The sequence below is a fragment of the Nocardioides sp. Arc9.136 genome (genome assembly GCF_030506255.1).
Classification (GTDB): Bacteria; Actinomycetota; Actinomycetes; order Propionibacteriales; family Nocardioidaceae; genus Nocardioides.
This window is the reverse complement of record NZ_CP113431.1, coordinates 4,310,927-4,326,675: the sequence shown is the minus strand read 5'-3', so window position 1 is coordinate 4,326,675 and position 15,749 is coordinate 4,310,927. Positions and strand designations below refer to the sequence as shown.

Sequence of the window (15,749 nt, the reverse complement as noted above, 5' to 3'; positions counted from 1 at the left end):
GACTTCAGTTTTCTAGGAGGCGACAGGCGGTGGACGCAGTCCCACAGCCCCCGGCGGACGCGCCCGCCGGGCCGCTGGCCGCGCTGCGCGTCCCGGTCTTCCGGTTGCTGGTCGGGGTGCAGCTGGTGAACGCCGTCGCGGTCTGGGTGCACGTGGTCTCCGTGCAGTGGATGCTCACCGAGCGTGGCGAGTCGGCCACGGTCGTGTCGCTGGCCCCGGCCGCGATGGCGGTGCCGTTCCTCGCCCTGGCGCTCCCCGTCGGCGTGGTCGTCGGGTTCGCGTCCCGCGAGCGGCTGATGGCCGCGGCCGCCCTGGCCTCGGGTGTCTCGGCGGCGGCGGCGGCCGCCCTGGCGGCCCTCGACGTCGACGGGGCGGTGCCGGCGCTACTCACGGTCGTCGTCGTCGGCGTCGCGCTCGTCGTCGTCGGCGTCGCGTGGCAGTCGTTGCTGCCGGAGACCGTCGGACGGCCGCTGGTGTCCTCGGCGGCCGTGGTCGACGGCGCGGTGTTCAACCTCGCGCGGGCGCTGGGTCCGTTGCTCGCCGGCGTGGGGCTGGGCCTGCGGGGCCCGGTGGTCACCTTCAGCGTGGTCGCCGCGCTGTTCGCCTGCTGTGCGGGCGTGCTCGCCCTCGTCGAGCTCCGCCGACCCGGACGGCGGGCGCCCCGCCGTCCGGTCCTGCCCGCCATCCGGGCCGCCCTGCGCTTCACGCGCCACTCGCCCTGGACCACCCGCCTGCTGCTGCGGATGACGATGTTCGGGCTGCCCGCCGCGGCGCTGTGGGCCCTGGTGTCGATCGTCGTCCACGACCGGCTCGGGCTCGGGTCAGGCAGCTTCGGCGTGATGATGGCGCTGCTCGGCGTCGGCGCGGTCGCGGCCACGCTCCTCCTCGGCGGGTTGCGCCGCCGGTTGAGCGTGCGAGCCTTCGCGGCGGTCGGCTCCGCGGCGTACGCGCTCACGCTCCTGGCGATGGGCTTGGCCACCACCGCCGCGGTGGTCGCGCCCTTCCTCGTGCTCGGCGGCGTCGCCTGGGTCGGGGTGCAGAGCACCTGGATGATGCTGGCCCACCAGGCGCTGCCGGACTGGGTGCGGCCGCGGGTCATCGCGCTGGTGCTCTTCCTCTTCCAGGGCACCCAGGCCGTGGGTGCCCTGCTCTGGGGCGTCGCGGCCGACCTGCTCGGCACCTCGACGGCGTTGGTGCTGGCTGCCGCGCTGATGACCGCGTCGCTGGGCGTGCTGCTCTCCTCAGGCCTGGGGTCCAGTGCGGGCATCGAGCCGGTCCTCGCCGACCCCGACGCGTCCGTCGCCGCCCTGGTCGCCGACGCGGGCGAGGGCGAGCTGGTCGTGCGCTACGAGTACGTCGTCGCGCCGGCGCGGTTGCCGGGCTTCGAGGCCGCGCTGGCCGACCTCCGGCTCTCCCGCCTCCGCCTGGGTGGGTGGTCGTGGCGGGCCCGCGTCGTCGACGCGTCGGCCGACGGACTGCGGTGGGTCGAGACCTACCGCGTCGCCGGTCGCGAGGAGCTCCTCGAGCAGGAGACCGTCCGGTTGACCGTCCCCGAGCAGCGGCTCCGGCACGCCGTGCGACGCGAGGCCGTGCGCGTCGCAGGCCCGCACGTGCTGCTCCCGACCGACCCGACGGCCGACCCGGCCGACCCGGCCGACCCGACCGACCCGACCTGAACCCCTGTCCGACCCGCCCGACCCGCCCGACCCGACCGGCCCCCCCGGGGCCTCGACCCGCAGGAGAGCACCATGACGCAGCACCCCCACACCTCCGGCCGCTTCGCCGGACAGGTCGCCCTGGTCACCGGAGGCGGCTCGGGCATCGGCGCCGCCGTGGCGCGCCAGCTCGCGGCCGAGGGGTGCGCCCAGGTGCACGTTGCCGACGTCGCCGAGCGCAACGCAGCCGACGTGGCCGCCGGCGTCGGCGGCGTCGCGCACGCCGTGGACGTCGCGGACGCCGCCTCCGTCGACGCCGTCGTCGGCTCGGTGGTCGGGACCGCCGGACGCCTCGACGTCGTCGTGCACACCGCCGGGGTCGACGACCCCGCCGCCAAGGCGCGCATCCTGGCCGCCCAGGAGAGCGGCCACCCGGTCGACGTCCTCTGCGAGCTCGACGACGAGGCGTGGCGACGGGTGATGTCGATCAACCTCGACGGCACCTTCCACGTCCTGCGTGCGGCCGTGCGGGCGATGCGGCCCCAGGGGAGCGGGGCGATCGTCACCGTCGGGTCCTCTGCCGCCTTCGACACCCTGGTCGGCTACCCGCACTACGCCGCGTCCAAGGCCGGTGTGCACGCGCTGTCGCAGTCGGTGGCCAAGGAGGCCATCGCCCACGGCATCCGGGTCAACACCGTCGCGCCGGGCCCGGTGGACACGCCGATGGCCTCGCGCACCCCGGCGGCCGTCCGGCAGGCCATGGAGGCGACGGGCGCGATCGGCTACGCGAGCGCCGAGCAGCTCGCGGACAACATCTGCTACCTCGCCTCGACCGGGGCCGGGAACGTCGTCGGTGCGGTGCTGCTCAGCAACGGCGGCCGCTTCACCGTCTGACGGCTCCTCCGCCGCCAGCCCCGGCCCACCAGCACCGGCCCACCAGCCCCCAGCACGCCAGCCCTCAGCCCGGCGAGGAGCCCCATGACCGACTTCCCCCACGTGTTCTCGCCGTTCGCCCTCGGCTCGATGACGCTGAAGAACCGCCTGGTGGCCCTGCCCGCGGGGACGAGCATGGCGCAGGGCGGTGTCCCGACCCACGGGGACACCGAGCACTTCGAGCGGCTCGCCGCCGGCGGGGTCGGGCTCGTCATCGGCGGTGCGACCGTCGTCCACCCCACCACCACCCTGCGCTCCCGCAAGCTCGTGGAGGCCTACCTCGAGGAGTTCGTGCCCGCCGCCGCGGCCAAGGTCGAGGTCGTCCACCGGCACGGCGCCCGCTTCATCGGGCAGCTCTGCCACCTGGGCCGCGAGTTCATAGGGGGCGAGTCGGACTCGCCCCCCGTGGCACCGTCGGCGGTCAAGACCGCGCGGGACGCCTACCCGCCGCACGAGCTCACCGTCCCCGAGATCGAGTCGATCGTGGAGGGCTGGCGGATCTCCACCGCCCACCTGGTCGCCGCCGGCGCTGACGGGGTCGAGATCCACGGGGCGCACGGCTACCTCCCGGCCCAGTTCATGTCGCCGCTGACCAACCGGCGCACCGACGACTTCGGCGGCTCCTTCGACAACCGGATGCGCTTCGTGCGGCTGGTCGTCGAGGCGATGCGCTCGGTGACCCCGGAGGGCTTCGTGCTCGGGGTCCGGCTCAGCGGGGAGGAGGAGGTCCCCGGCGGGATGGGGGTCGACGACTGCGTCCGCATCGCCGGGGACCTGGCCGGGCGCGGGATCGACTACGTCAGCATCACCCACGGCACCCGCGGCACGTACGTCAAGGACTCCACGGGCCCCGACGCGGTGGCCGTGCCGTCGGCCGCGCGGGTTCGCGCGGCGACTGGGCTCCCGACGCTCGTGGGTCAGCGCATCCGGGACGCGGCCACCGCCGACCACATCGTGAGGTCCGGCCACGCCGACCTCGTCGGCATGGCGCGGGCGCTGATCGCCGACCCGGACCTGCCCGTGAAGTCGCGGGACGGCCGCCTGGGCGAGGTCCGGGGCTGCCTCGGGATCAACCAGGACTGCCGCGCCTTCGACCCGCACCTGCACTGCGCCGTGAACGCCGAGGTGGGCCGGGGCCGGCACCCGGCGGTCGGCCGGCGGGCGGCGGAGGTGAAGGACGTGTACGTCGTCGGCGGGGGCCCTGCGGGTCTCGAGGCGGCCCGGGTGGCGGCCGGCCGCGGGCACCGGGTGGTGCTCTTCGAACGGGCCCGGACCCTCGGGGGATCGGCCCGGGTGGCGGCTGCGTCGCCCCACCGGGCGACGTTCATCGACGTGGTCGACTTCCTGGAGCGGGAGCTCAGGCGGTTGCGGGTCGAGGTCAACCTGGCCGCCGGCATCGACGCCGAGGACCTCGCGGAGGTCCGCCGGCTGGCCGGGCACGTCGTCGTGGCGACCGGCTCGCGGTGCGCCCCCGTCCCGGCCGCGCTCGAGGGACGACCGGCCGTCACGGTCGACGACGCCATCCTGGGCCGCCTGCCGGACCTCTCCCCGCGGCGGGCCGTCGTGTACGACGAGGGCGAAGGGTTCTGGCCGGCGTACAGCGCCGCCGAGGCGCTCGCGCAACGCGGCTGGCGGGTCACGTTCGCGACGCCGCTGACCGCGCTCGCGTCCCGCGTCCCGGCCGAGAGCGCGGGTCCCCTGCTCACCCGGCTCGGCGCGGCCGGGGTGGACCTGCGCGTCGCTCATGCCCTGGAGGTCCCGGCCGGTGCCTCGGGACCGGTGCTGCTGCGCCCGGTGTTCGGGGGTCCCGTCCTCGAGCTCGACGACGTGCTGACGGTCTGGCACCGGCCCCGTGTGCCGGTGCTCGACCTCGGGCCGGTCGCGGACCGCTCGGACCCGGCCGTGAGCGTGGTCGGGGACTGCGTGAGCCCGCGCCGGCTCAGCCACGCCATCGCCGAGGGCTACCGCGCCGGAGCCGAGATCTGAGGCGGTTCCGGGCCGACGACCGCAGGGGGTTGACACCGTAGTGAACTCAGTTCAAACTAAACTGAATCCAGTTCGGTTCTGAAAGGACCTGCCATGATCGACACCGACCACGTCCTGCTCGAGAAGGACGGCGACGTCGCCCGCGTGTGGCTCAACCGACCGCACAAGAAGAACGCAGTCACCGTCGAGCTCCTCCACCGGCTCGACGAGATCATCAAGGAGGTCGACGAGGACCCCGAGCTCAAGGTCCTCGTCCTGCGGGGCGTGGACAACCAGTTCTGCTCGGGCTTCGACCTCGACGAGCTGCTCTCGGACTTCATCGGCACGACCACCGCCATGGACGTCGCCGTGCTCTCGGCCCAGGTGTGCGACCGCCTCTACCAGATGAACACCCCCTCGGTCGCGGTGCTCGAGGGCTACGTCACCGCCGGTGGCTTCGAGCTGATGATCTCCTGCGACTTCGCGATCGCCTCGGACGACGCCAAGATCGGCGACTTCCACATCCGCCGGGCCCTCTTCGGCGGCGCCGGCCCGATCTACCGCCTCCCGCGGATGATCGGCCTGCGCAAGACCAAGGAGCTCATGCTCACCGGCAAGCTGCTGTCGGGCCAGGAGGCGAAGGACTTCGACCTCATCAACGACTCCGCGCCGGCCGACCGGCTCGACGCGTGCGTGGAGGAGTTCATCTCCACGCTCACCGACAAGAGCCCCTACATGATGCGGCTGACCAAGATGGCCATCAACCAGGGCCTGGACGCCGACGTCCGCTCGCTCATGGTCATGGAGCACCTGGCGGTCGGCAACGCGCTGCAGTCCGAGGACGGCAAGGAGGGCGTGCAGGCGTTCCTCCAGAAGCGCGAGCCCAAGTGGGTCGGTCGCTGACCCGACCCGTCCTGGGGGCCCGTCCCCCGATGCCGCTCTGGAGCAACGAGGAGATGTCGTGAACGTCGACGTGGCCGCGTCCACCCGTCCGTCCCTGGTGGGGAGCCGGTGCCGCCCGTGCGGGAACGTGGCGTTCCCGGTGGCCGCCGGCTGCCAGCGGTGCGGGAGCGCCGAGATGGAGCCGCTCGAGCTGGCCCGGCAGGGCACGGTCTGGGCGCACACGGTGCAGCGCTTCGCGCCGAAGTCCCCTCCCTACGTGCCCCCGGCGGCGGGCTTCGCGCCCTTCGCCGTGGGGTACGTCGAGCTGGCCGACGGCGTCCGCGTCGAGGCCCGGCTCGAGTGCGGCGACCCCGCTGAGCTGGACGGCGCCGAGGTGACCCTGGTGGCCACCGAGCCGGTCCCGACGTTCGCCACCGCACCGTGGCTGGCGGCTGGGGAGGCCGCGCGGTGAGCGGCGTCTCGATCGTCGGAGCAGGTCTGTCGCGGTTCGGCCGTCAGCCCGGTGTGACCGGTCGACAGATGGCCGTGCAGGCGATCCACGCCGCGCTCGACGACGCCGGGATCGCTTGGCCCGACGTCCAGGTGGCCTTCGGCGGGAGCGACGGGTCCGGTCTCGCCGACACGCTGGTCTCGGACCTCGGCCTCACCGGCATCCCGTTCACCAACGTCAAGAACGGCTGCGCCACGGGCGGCAGCGCCCTGGTCTCGGCGGTCAACTCCATCCGGTCCGGCGCCGCCGAGATCGCGCTGGCGGTGGGCTTCGACAAGCACCCGCGCGGGGCGTTCGACCCGCGTCCGGAGGACTGGGGACTGCCGGCGGGCTACGGCGAGGCCGGCCTGATGGTCACCACGCAGTTCTTCGCGATGAAGATCTGCCGCTACATGCGCGAGCACGGCATCAGCGAGGCGACGCTCGCCAAGGTCGCTGCGAAGGCGTTCCGCAACGGCGCCGTCAACCCCAACGCCTGGCGGCGCGAGGCCCTCACCGAGGAGCAGGTCGCCGCCTCCGCCATGGTCAACGACCCGCTGACGCAGTACATGTTCTGCTCGCCGGGAGAGGGCGGGGCCGCGATCGTCGTCGCCTCCGAGGCCGTGGCCGCGCGGCTCGGCGCCCGGCAGGTGCGGCTCCTCTCGGCTGCCACGCGCACGCGCGGCTTCGGCTCCTTCGAGGTCTTCAGCCCCTCCATCCAGGGCCAGGGGGCACCCTCGAGCGTCAGCTCGGACGCGGCCGCGGCGGCGTTCGAGGCCGCCGGAGTCGGGCCGGCCGACATCGGGGTCGCCCAGCTGCAGGACACCGAGGCGGGTGCCGAGGTCATGCACCTGGCCGAGTGCGGGTTCTGCGAGCACGGGGAGCAGGAGGACTGGATCGCCCGCGGCGCTACCGAGATCGGCGGCGTCCTGCCGGTCAACACCGACGGCGGCTGCATCGCCAACGGCGAGCCGATCGGCGCCTCGGGCCTGCGGCAGGTGCACGAGGTCGTGACGCAGCTGCGGGGCGAGGCGGGCGACCGCCAGGTGGCCGGTGGGCCCCGACTTGGCTTCACCCACGTCTACGGCGCTCCCGGCATCAGCGCCTGCACGGTCCTGGAGGCGGTGGCCCGATGAGTGCGAGCACCCCGACGCCCACCCTGGAGGAGTTCGTCGCCGAGGCGCGTGACTGGCTGGCCTCGGTCGCCGAGCCACGATCCGCGCGCCCCTGGGGCGAGGGCAGCGACGACGTCGCGGTCTTCGAGAACTGGACCGCCGAGGAGGAACGCGCCGAGACCGACCGGATCAGCGCCTACGAGCGGGCGAAGTTCGACGCCGGCTTCGGCGCGGTCACCTGGAGCAGGGAGCACGGCGGCCGCGGGCTGCCGATGTCCTACCTCCTCGCCTTCCGCCGGGTCGAGGCGGAGTTCGACGTCCCCCGGCGCACCGAGATGTTCCCCGTGACCCAGCAGCTGGTGGCGCCCACGGTCGCGCAGTGGGGCACCGCCTCCCAGCGCGAGCGCTGGGTCCGCGCCCTGCTGCGCACCGACCTGATCGCCTGCCAGCTGTTCTCCGAGACCGAGGCCGGCTCCGACCTCGCGGCCGTCCGCACGCGGGCGGTGCGCGACGGGGAGGGGTGGCGCCTCGACGGGCACAAGGTCTGGACCTCGGGGGCCCGCGTCGCCGACCTCGGCATCGCGGTGACCCGGACCGATCCTGACGTCGCCAAGCACGCCGGCCTGACCGTCTTCCTCGTGCCGCTGGATGCCGAGGGCGTCACGGTGCGACCGATCCGGCAGATGACCGGCGGCTCCTCCTTCAACGAGGTGTACCTCGACGGCGTGCGCCTCGACGACGAGCACCGGCTCGGGCCCGTCGGTGCGGGCTGGAAGGTCGCGCTGACCGTGCTGGCCTCCGAGCGGCTCGACTCGGGCAACCTCGGCCTCGAGAACGCCGACCGGGCCGTCGAGCTCGCGCGCAACCTCGGTCGCCCGTTGAGCGAGCTCGAGCGGGACCGCGTCGCGGACCTGGTCACCCGCAGCTACGTCCAGCGCCTCACCGGCATGCGGGTGGCCGCGGCCGTGGTGGCCGGCGACGACCCCGGGCCGGAGGCCTCGGTCGGCAAGCTGCTGGCCACCGACACCATGGCCCGCACCTCGGAGGTCGTCCGGATGCTGCTCGGACCCGACCTGACCGCGGACAGTGGCGCGTGGGGGACCTGGGCCTGGACCGAGCACGTCCTCGGCGCACCCGGCTACCGCATCGCGGGCGGCACCGACGAGATCCAGCACAACATCCTGGCCGAGCGCGTGCTCGGCCTCCCGAGGGAGCCGCGCTGATGCCCACCACCACTGAGGACACCGCAGACACCGCGACCACCGCGCTGCGCGGTCGGGTGGTCGCCGCGCTGCGCGAGCAGGGCTACGACGGCGAGCCCGGTGCCCTCGAGCCGATGCTCGGCGGCCACTCCGGACTGACCTACCGCATCGCGCTCGGCGAGGAGCAGTTCGTCGTCAAGTCCGTGCCGCCCGGGCAGCGCGCCGTCGGTCGGCACGACATGCTCCGCCAGGCTCGGATCATGACGGCGCTGGGCGGCACCGAGGTCCCGGTGCCGGCGATCCGCGCCACCTCCGGCGCCGAGCCGGCCTGGTTCGCCATGGACCTCGTCCGAGGCGAGTCGCTCGAACCGGTGCTGGACGACCCGGCGGTCGAGCCGGCGCTCGCCGCGGCCCGGATGCGCCGCGCCGCCGAGGTCCTGCCGCAACTGCACGGCGTACCCCTGGACGCCCTGCCGGTCGACGGCGACCCGCTCGGCCCCGCCGAGGAGCTGGCCCGCTGGGCGCGCACCATGGGCGCCGTCCCGCCGGAGCTGGTGCCCGGGGCCGCCGAGCTCGAGCGCAGGCTCGCGGCCCGCGTGCCGGACGCGGTCGACCCCGTGCTGGTCCACGGCGACTACCGGCTGGGCAACATCATCTCCTCCGGCGAGGAGCCGGCCGCGCTCATCGACTGGGAGATCTGGAGCCCCGGCGACCCGCGGGTCGAGCTCGGCTGGTTCCTGGTCTTCGCCGACGGCGCCAACTTCCCCGGCGTCGGGCGCGAGGTGCCCGGCCTCCCCTCCGCCGAGGAGCTCGTCGAGCTCTACGTCGCGGGCGGGCCGCCGCTCGGCGAGCTCGCCTGGTTCGACGCGCTCGGTCGCTTCAAGATGGCCGCGATCATGGGCCACAACCTGCGCCGGCACCGCGAGGGGCGTCACCACGACCCCGACCAGGAGAAGCTGCCCGCCACGATCGAGCGGCTCGTCCGCACCGGCCTCGACCGGCTCTCCTGAACCACCACCCCGAACGGCACCGAGAGGCACACCGTGGACTTCGAGTACTCGCCCCGCACCACCGAGCTGGCGGAGAGGCTGCAGACCTTCATGCGCGAGCACGTCTACCCGGCCGAGGCGGTCTACGACGCGCAGCTGCTCGAGGGCGACGACTACCACGAGCAGCCGCAGGTCATGCGCGAGCTGCAGCAGGTGGCGCGCGAGCAGGGCCTGTGGAACCTGTTCATGACCCACGACGGGCTCGGCGCCGGCCTGACGAACCTCGAGTACGCCCCGCTGGCCGAGATCGTGGGGCGCTCGATCATCGGCAACGAGGCCATCAACTGCTCCGCGCCCGACACCGGCAACATGGAGATCCTTGCGATGTACGGCACGCCGGAGCAGAAGGAGCAGTGGCTGCGTCCCCTGCTGGACTGCGAGATCCGGTCGGCCTTCGCGATGACCGAGCCGGCGGTGGCCAGCTCGGACGCCACCAACATCACCTCCACGATCCGCCGCGAGGGCGACGAGTACGTCCTCAACGGGCGGAAGTGGTACACCTCCGGCGTCCTGGACCCCGACTGCCGGCTGATCATCTTCATGGGCAAGTCCGACCCGACCGGGCCCACGTACCGGCAGCAGAGCATGGTCCTGGTGCCGGCCGACGCGGCGGGCGTCGAGGTCGTCCGCGACCTGCCGATGTTCGGCTACCGCGACCGCCTGGGCCACGGGGAGGTGCAGTTCACCGACGTGCGGATCCCGGTGACGAACGTGCTGGGCCATGAGGGCGACGGCTTCGCCATCGCCCAGGGCCGGCTGGGCCCGGGCCGCATGCACTACGCGATGCGCGCGATCGGCATGGCCGAGCGCGCGATGGACCTGATGTGCCGGCGCGCCCTCGAGCGCGAGGCGTTCGGCGGGCCGCTGGCCGACCGCGGCGTGGTCCGCGAGTGGATCGCGCGCAGCCGCATGGAGATCGACCAGGTCCGGCTGCTCACCCTGCGTGCCTCCTGGCTCATGGACACCCGTGGCAACGCCGCGGCCCGCACCGACGTCGCCGCGATCAAGGTCGCCGCGATGGAGACCGCGCACCGCGTGGTCGACCGGGCGGTGCAGACATGGGGCGCTGCCGGCGTCAGCGACGACACGGTGCTCGGCCGGCTCTACTCCCTCACCCGGGCGCTGCAGATCGCCGACGGCCCCACCGAGGTCCACCTGCGCACGATGGCCCGGCTCGAGCTCAAGGCCCAGGCCGCGGCGGGCGCGGCGGTGGCGTCGTGAGCGCGGCCGACCTCACCGGCCGGGTCGCCCTGGTCACCGGCGCCACCCGCGGCCTGGGCCGCGCCGTCGCCGACGGGCTCGCGGCGGCGGGCGCCACGGTCGTCGTCTCGAGCCGCAAGGCCGAGGCCTGCGCCGAGGTCGCGAGGCAGGTCACCGAGGCCAGCGGCGTGCAGGCCCACCCGCTCCCGCTGCACGTGGGCGACTGGGACGCCATCGAGCCGGCCGTGGACTCCGTCGTCCGCGACCTGGGCCGCATCGACGTCCTCGTCAACAACGCCGGGATCGCTCCGCTGGCGCCGTCGGCGTACGACGTGGGCGAGGCGCTGTTCGACAAGACCATCGACGTCAACCTCAAGGGACCGTTCCGCCTGATGGCGGTCGCCGGCCGGCACATGCACGCCGCGGGCAGCGGGTCCATCATCAACGTCTCCAGCATCGGGGCCGAGCGGCCCAGCCCGCCGGAGGCGACGTACGCCGCGTCCAAGAACGGCCTGAACGCCCTGACCCGTGCCTTCGCCCAGGAGTACGGCCCGCAGGTGCGGGTCAACTGCGTGATGCCCGGTGCGTTCGCCACGGACATGGCCGCGGGCTGGGACGAGGAGTTCATCGGGCTGGTCACCGACCGGCTGCCGGCCGGCCGGCTCGGGGACCCCCGAGAGCTGGCGAGCCTGGTCGTCCACCTCGCCTCGGACGCGAGCGGGTACACGACCGGGGCGCTGATCCCGGTCGACGGCGGCCGGACGGCGGTCTACTGATGGCCGGCCTGCCCGCGCTCTTCGACCTCACCGGGCGCGTCGCCGTCGTGACCGGCGCGTCGTCGGGCCTCGGTGACGGCTTCGCCCGGACGCTCGCGGCGGCCGGCGCGACGGTGGTCGCCGCGGCCCGGCGCGCGGACCGGCTGGCCGCGCTCGCCGCCGAGGTCCCCGGCCTCGTCCCGGTGCAGTGCGACGTGACCGACCCTGCGGACCGGGAGCGGCTGGTCGCGACGGCGGGGGAGATCAACGGCGGCATCGACGTCCTGGTCAACAACGCCGGTCGCGCCGGGCCGCCGGACGCGCTCACCGAGACCGCGGACGAGTTCGGCTCGGTCCTCGACCTCAACCTGACGGCCGGCTTCCACCTCGCGGTCGCGGCGGTCGCGGCCCTGCCCGAGGGGCGCCCCGCGTCGATCGTCAACGTCTCCTCCGTCGTCGGCCTCGTCTCCACGGCACCCATCGGGGGCGCCGGGTACGCCGCGTCGAAGGCCGCCGTGGTGGGCTTGACCCGTGAGCTGGCCGGCCAGTGGGGACGACGCGGGGTCCGGGTCAACGTCGTCGTCCCGGGATGGTTCGACACCGAGATGACCGACGGGCTGTTCACCAACGAGAAGTCGGCCGGCTGGGTCCGGCGCGGCACCATGCTCGGCCGGGGCGGCCAGGAGGGGGAGGTCGACGGCGCGCTGCTGTTCCTCGCGTCGGACGCCTCCAGCTACGTGACCGGCCACGTCCTCTGCGTCGACGGCGGCTGGACCGCCCGGTGACCGGTCTCCCCGCCACGATGCGCGCGCTGCGGCTCCACGCCTGGGGCGTGCCGCCGGCGCTCGTCGAGGTGCCCGTCCCGCAGCCCGTCGGGGAGGAGGTCCTGCTGCGCGTCGAGGCAGCCGGGCTGTGCCACTCCGACCTGCACGTGATGGACGCCGCCGAGGGCGTGCTGCCCTACGAGCTGCCCTTCACCCTCGGCCACGAGGTCGTCGGGACCGTCGTGGCGACCGGCGACGCAGCGGGCGATGACCTGGTCGGGGGGCGGTACGCCGTGCACGGGATCTGGGCGTGCGGCAGCTGCCGCCGGTGCCGGACCGGCCGGGAGAACCACTGCCCCTCCCTCAGCGGGCCGGTCGGGGCCGGCCTCGGCCGCGACGGCGGGCTGGCCGACTTCGTGCTGGTCCCGTCCGCCCGCCACCTGGTCGACGCCGAGGGCGTCGACCCGGTCGCGCTGGCGCCCCTCACCGACGCCGGGCTGACCGCGTTCCACGCGCTCCGCCCGCACCGGGAGCTGCTCGCCGGGGCGCGGGTCGTCGTCGTCGGGGTCGGGGGGCTCGGCCACCTCGCGCTGCAGCTCCTCGCGGCGGCTGGGCCGGCGGAGGTGGTCGCGGTGGACCCGCGCCCCGAGGCGCGGGAGCTCGCCGCACGGCTCGGCGCCACGCGGTCGGTCGGGTCCGTGCTCGACGCCGCCGCGCTCGTGGCCGGCGCGGGAGGCCCCGACGCCGACCTGGTCCTGGACTTCGTGGGCTCGCCGGAGACGGTGGGCGCCCTGCCCTCCCTGGTCGGTCCCGGGGGACAGGTCGCGCTGGTCGGCTCGGCGGGCGGTCGGATCACCGTCGCCAAGGGCGCCGAACTGCCGCGCGGCTGGGGCGTCGCCGCGCCGTTCTGGGGGACCCGGGACGACCTCGAGGCGGTGGTCGCCCTCGCCGGGGCGGGCCTGCTGCACGCAGAGACCGAGACCCACAGCCTCGACGACGCACCGGCCGCCTACGACCGCCTGCGCACCGGCGCGGTGAGCGGTCGCGCGGTCGTCGTACCCACCCCACACTCGGACTGACAGGAGAGCAGGGCATGCATCAGCTGGCGCAGGAGCTCGTGGAGCGCGCGGAGCGGACACCGGACGCACTGGCGGTGGTCGACGGCTCGGGCGAGCACACCCTCGGGGAGGTGCTCGCCGAGGCGAGGCGGATGGCCGACCTGCTGGAGTCGTCGCTCGAGGGCGCACCGACGGTGCTGGTCCAGGCCGACAACACCTGGCGGACCCTCGCGGCCGCCGTGGCCGTCGGGCTCCGCGGTGGGCTGGTGGCCGTCATCAGCGCCCACGCCAACCGCTCGGAGTACGACCTCGCGCTCGAGGACGTCCGGCCCGACGCGGTCGTCGCCGCGCCCGACACCCTGGCGGGCTGGCAGGTCGACTCCGCGGCCCTCGCGCCGGCCGGGACCGTGCTGGACGGCTGGCCGCTGCACGCCGCCGTGTCCGGCCGCACCGCCGGCACCGAGCGCTGGGCCGGCGGTGTCGTCATCGCGATGACCTCGGGGTCCACCGGACGCCCCAAGTGCGTGGTCCAGTCCGAGGCTGCGCTGAGGTACGCCGGGCAGGCGACCATCGACGCGATCGGGCTGCGCCCCGGCGACCCGGTCGGCGCCCTCGTGCCGCTCTCGTCGGTCGCGGCGTTCTGCTTCGGCATGCACCTGCCGGCCATGCTCGGCAGCCCGATGGTCTGCCTGGAGAAGTGGCGGCCCGAGGACGCGGTCGCGCTGCTGCGCGACCGGTCGGTGGCCTGGACGATGCTCGTGCCGACCATGGCGCTCCAGCTCTCGCTCGTCCCGGGGTCCGCGGGCGCGCTCTCCCGGCTCCGGGCGATGACTGTCGGGGGCGGACCGATGAACCGCCAGGCGCTCCAGCAGGCGGAGGAGCACCTGGGCACGTCGTTCCTCCGGGTCTTCGGGATGTCGGAGTGCCTCGGGCACACCACGCCGCTGCCCTCCGACCCCGCCGACCTGCGGCTGGGGCGCGACGGTCGTCCCTTCCCGGGGACCGAGGTCCGGGTCGTCGACGCCGACGGGCGCCTGCTCCCGGGCGGCACGACCGGCAACGCACAGGTGCGCGGCCCGTCCCTGTTCCTCGGCTACGCCCGCGACGGTGCCCCGCAGCGGCCCGACCTGACCGACGACGGCTTCCTGCCCACGGGGGACCGGGCGCGGGTCAACGACGACGGGACGATCAACATCCTGGGCCGGGAGAAGCAGGTGATCATCCGCGGGGGCCGCAACATCGACATCAACGAGGTCGAGGCCGCGATCGCCGCGATCCCCGGCGTCGCGCAGGTCTGCGTCGTCCCGGTGCCCGACCCGCTCCTCGGCGAGCGGGCGGCCGCCCTCGTGGTCTCCAGCGGGCCGGCGCTCTCGCTGGAGGACGTGCGCCGGCACCTCGAGCAGGCGGACTTCCCGAAGTTCAAGTGGCCCGAGTTCGTGCACGCCGTGCCGACGCTGCCGCAGAACCGGGTGGGCAAGCTGAACCGCGTCGAGGCGGTCTCGCTGGCGGCCGACCTCTCGGGCGCGGCCGCGGGGCAGGCCCCGTGAGCGCGCCGCGGGCTCGGCGGCGGCGGTGCGCCGGCGCCGTCGCTGGCCGACCTGAACTCATCTCGTTTACGCTGCGGCGTCAGCCGACGACCGAGGACGTGTGCCATGACCGCTGAGACCACGACCCGCGCCGAGGGACCGCGCTCCAAGCGCCGGCTCATCCTGGACGCGGCCATCGACAACTTCGGCGAGGTGGGGTTCGAGCACACGAAGTGGGCCACGATCGCCGGTCAGGTGGGCATCGGGCAGACCGCGCTGTACCACTACTTCGAGTCCAAGACCCACTGCCTGCTCACGATCATGAGCGACGAGCTGCTGCGGGCCCAGGAGCGCAGCCGCAAGGCGACCTCCGGTGTCGAGGACCTCGACGAGGCGCTGCGGGCGGCGGTCGCCAGCTCCTTCGACGTCACGCCCCGCGAGAGCCTCCAGGCGCGCATCCTGCTCAGCCACCAGGACCTGCTGGTCTCGCCCCGCGCCTCCGAGCGCGAGGAGGCCGAGCGCGTGCGGTCGCGCGAGCTGGTTCGCGAGATCGAGTCGGAGTGGGCCGCGCTGCTGCGCGAGGGCATGGACGCCGGGGTGTGGCCCCGCCGCGACGAGAAGGTCCTCGTGCGACTGGTGCTCGGGCTGCTCAACAGCGTGTGGCGCTGGTACCGGCCCGGCGGCCCGCAGTCCCTCGCCCAGATCTCCGACGAGGTGGTCGAGGCCACCGTGCGGCTCGTCCACTGACCGACGGCCCCGCCGGCCCGCCCGGCGCCGGGGCCGGTCACGTCCACATCACCCGAACCGGATTCACTTCAGGGAGTAGCATGTTCAACCTCGTCCTCCTCGCCAGCAAGCCCGACGACTGGACCCACGAGCAGTTCATCACCTGGTGGCGCGGCGAGCACGCCGACGTGACCTACGGCCTCCCGGGCCTGCGCCGCTGGCAGCACACCGAGGTGCTCGACGCGATGGACGACAAGCACTCGGCCGGGTGGGACGGGGTCTCCGTCCTGAGCTTCGACTCCCGCGCCGATCTCGACGCCGCCCTCGCCAGCGAGGAGTGGAAGCGGGCCGTCGCCCACGTCGGCCGGATGCGCGGTCGCCGCATCGCCGTCATGGGCGAGGAGCGGACCATGGTCGCGGAGTCCTGAG

General features: G+C 74.4%; 15 protein-coding genes. All 15 read left to right on the top strand.

Annotated features, from left to right (window positions below; all coding sequences use genetic code 11):
• Positions 1 to 29 precede the first annotated feature (29 nt).
• Entirely contained in the window at positions 30 to 1,676 is a 1,647-nt protein-coding gene (locus OSR43_RS20875) for an MFS transporter (protein WP_302268747.1), read from the top strand.
• Positions 1,677 to 1,748: 72 nt separating this feature from the next.
• Complete coding sequence (locus OSR43_RS20870; protein WP_302268746.1) at positions 1,749 to 2,549, top strand: SDR family NAD(P)-dependent oxidoreductase; 801 nt, start codon at positions 1,749 to 1,751, stop codon at positions 2,547 to 2,549.
• Between the two features lie 84 nt (positions 2,550 to 2,633).
• The gene (locus tag OSR43_RS20865) at positions 2,634 to 4,574 is read left to right on the top strand and encodes an FAD-dependent oxidoreductase (protein ID WP_302268745.1); all 1,941 of its coding nucleotides are present in this window, start codon (positions 2,634 to 2,636) and stop codon (positions 4,572 to 4,574) included.
• A 93-nt stretch (positions 4,575 to 4,667) separates the two neighbouring features.
• Positions 4,668 to 5,456 carry an enoyl-CoA hydratase/isomerase family protein gene (locus OSR43_RS20860; protein ID WP_302268744.1) on the top strand — a complete coding sequence of 263 codons (789 nt, stop codon included), beginning with the start codon at positions 4,668 to 4,670 and terminating at the stop codon, positions 5,454 to 5,456.
• Positions 5,457 to 5,514: 58 nt separating this feature from the next.
• Positions 5,515 to 5,907, top strand: coding sequence for a Zn-ribbon domain-containing OB-fold protein (locus OSR43_RS20855; protein ID WP_302268743.1), 393 nt, complete (start codon positions 5,515 to 5,517; stop codon positions 5,905 to 5,907).
• Positions 5,877 to 7,061 (top strand): thiolase family protein, encoded by a 1,185-nt coding sequence (locus OSR43_RS20850; RefSeq protein WP_367891505.1) that lies wholly within the window; start codon positions 5,877 to 5,879, stop codon positions 7,059 to 7,061. The genes OSR43_RS20855 and OSR43_RS20850 overlap by 31 nt, the downstream gene beginning before the upstream one ends.
• On the top strand, positions 7,058 to 8,263 hold the full coding sequence (locus tag OSR43_RS20845) for an acyl-CoA dehydrogenase family protein (RefSeq protein WP_302268741.1): 1,206 nt from the start codon (positions 7,058 to 7,060) through the stop codon (positions 8,261 to 8,263). Before OSR43_RS20850 ends, OSR43_RS20845 begins: the two co-directional genes overlap by 4 nt.
• The gene (locus OSR43_RS20840) at positions 8,263 to 9,252 is read left to right on the top strand and encodes a phosphotransferase family protein (protein WP_302268740.1); all 990 of its coding nucleotides are present in this window, start codon (positions 8,263 to 8,265) and stop codon (positions 9,250 to 9,252) included. Before OSR43_RS20845 ends, OSR43_RS20840 begins: the two co-directional genes overlap by 1 nt.
• 33 nt (positions 9,253 to 9,285) lie before the next feature.
• Entirely contained in the window at positions 9,286 to 10,512 is a 1,227-nt protein-coding gene (locus tag OSR43_RS20835; RefSeq protein WP_302268739.1) for an acyl-CoA dehydrogenase family protein, read from the top strand.
• Positions 10,509 to 11,267 carry an SDR family NAD(P)-dependent oxidoreductase gene (locus OSR43_RS20830; RefSeq protein WP_302268737.1) on the top strand — a complete coding sequence of 253 codons (759 nt, stop codon included), beginning with the start codon at positions 10,509 to 10,511 and terminating at the stop codon, positions 11,265 to 11,267. Before OSR43_RS20835 ends, OSR43_RS20830 begins: the two co-directional genes overlap by 4 nt.
• On the top strand, positions 11,267 to 12,031 hold the full coding sequence (locus OSR43_RS20825; protein ID WP_302268736.1) for an SDR family NAD(P)-dependent oxidoreductase: 765 nt from the start codon (positions 11,267 to 11,269) through the stop codon (positions 12,029 to 12,031). The genes OSR43_RS20830 and OSR43_RS20825 overlap by 1 nt, the downstream gene beginning before the upstream one ends.
• Positions 12,028 to 13,089 carry an alcohol dehydrogenase catalytic domain-containing protein gene (locus OSR43_RS20820; RefSeq protein WP_302268735.1) on the top strand — a complete coding sequence of 354 codons (1,062 nt, stop codon included), beginning with the start codon at positions 12,028 to 12,030 and terminating at the stop codon, positions 13,087 to 13,089. Before OSR43_RS20825 ends, OSR43_RS20820 begins: the two co-directional genes overlap by 4 nt.
• Before the next feature lie 14 nt (positions 13,090 to 13,103).
• Positions 13,104 to 14,615: a class I adenylate-forming enzyme family protein gene (locus OSR43_RS20815; protein WP_302268734.1), complete on the top strand. Its 1,512-nt coding sequence runs from the start codon at positions 13,104 to 13,106 to the stop codon at positions 14,613 to 14,615.
• A 105-nt stretch (positions 14,616 to 14,720) separates the two neighbouring features.
• Positions 14,721 to 15,341 carry a TetR family transcriptional regulator gene (locus OSR43_RS20810; RefSeq protein WP_302268733.1) on the top strand — a complete coding sequence of 207 codons (621 nt, stop codon included), beginning with the start codon at positions 14,721 to 14,723 and terminating at the stop codon, positions 15,339 to 15,341.
• Between the two features lie 80 nt (positions 15,342 to 15,421).
• Positions 15,422 to 15,748: an EthD domain-containing protein gene (locus OSR43_RS20805; protein ID WP_302268732.1), complete on the top strand. Its 327-nt coding sequence runs from the start codon at positions 15,422 to 15,424 to the stop codon at positions 15,746 to 15,748.
• Position 15,749: the final 1 nt, after the last annotated feature.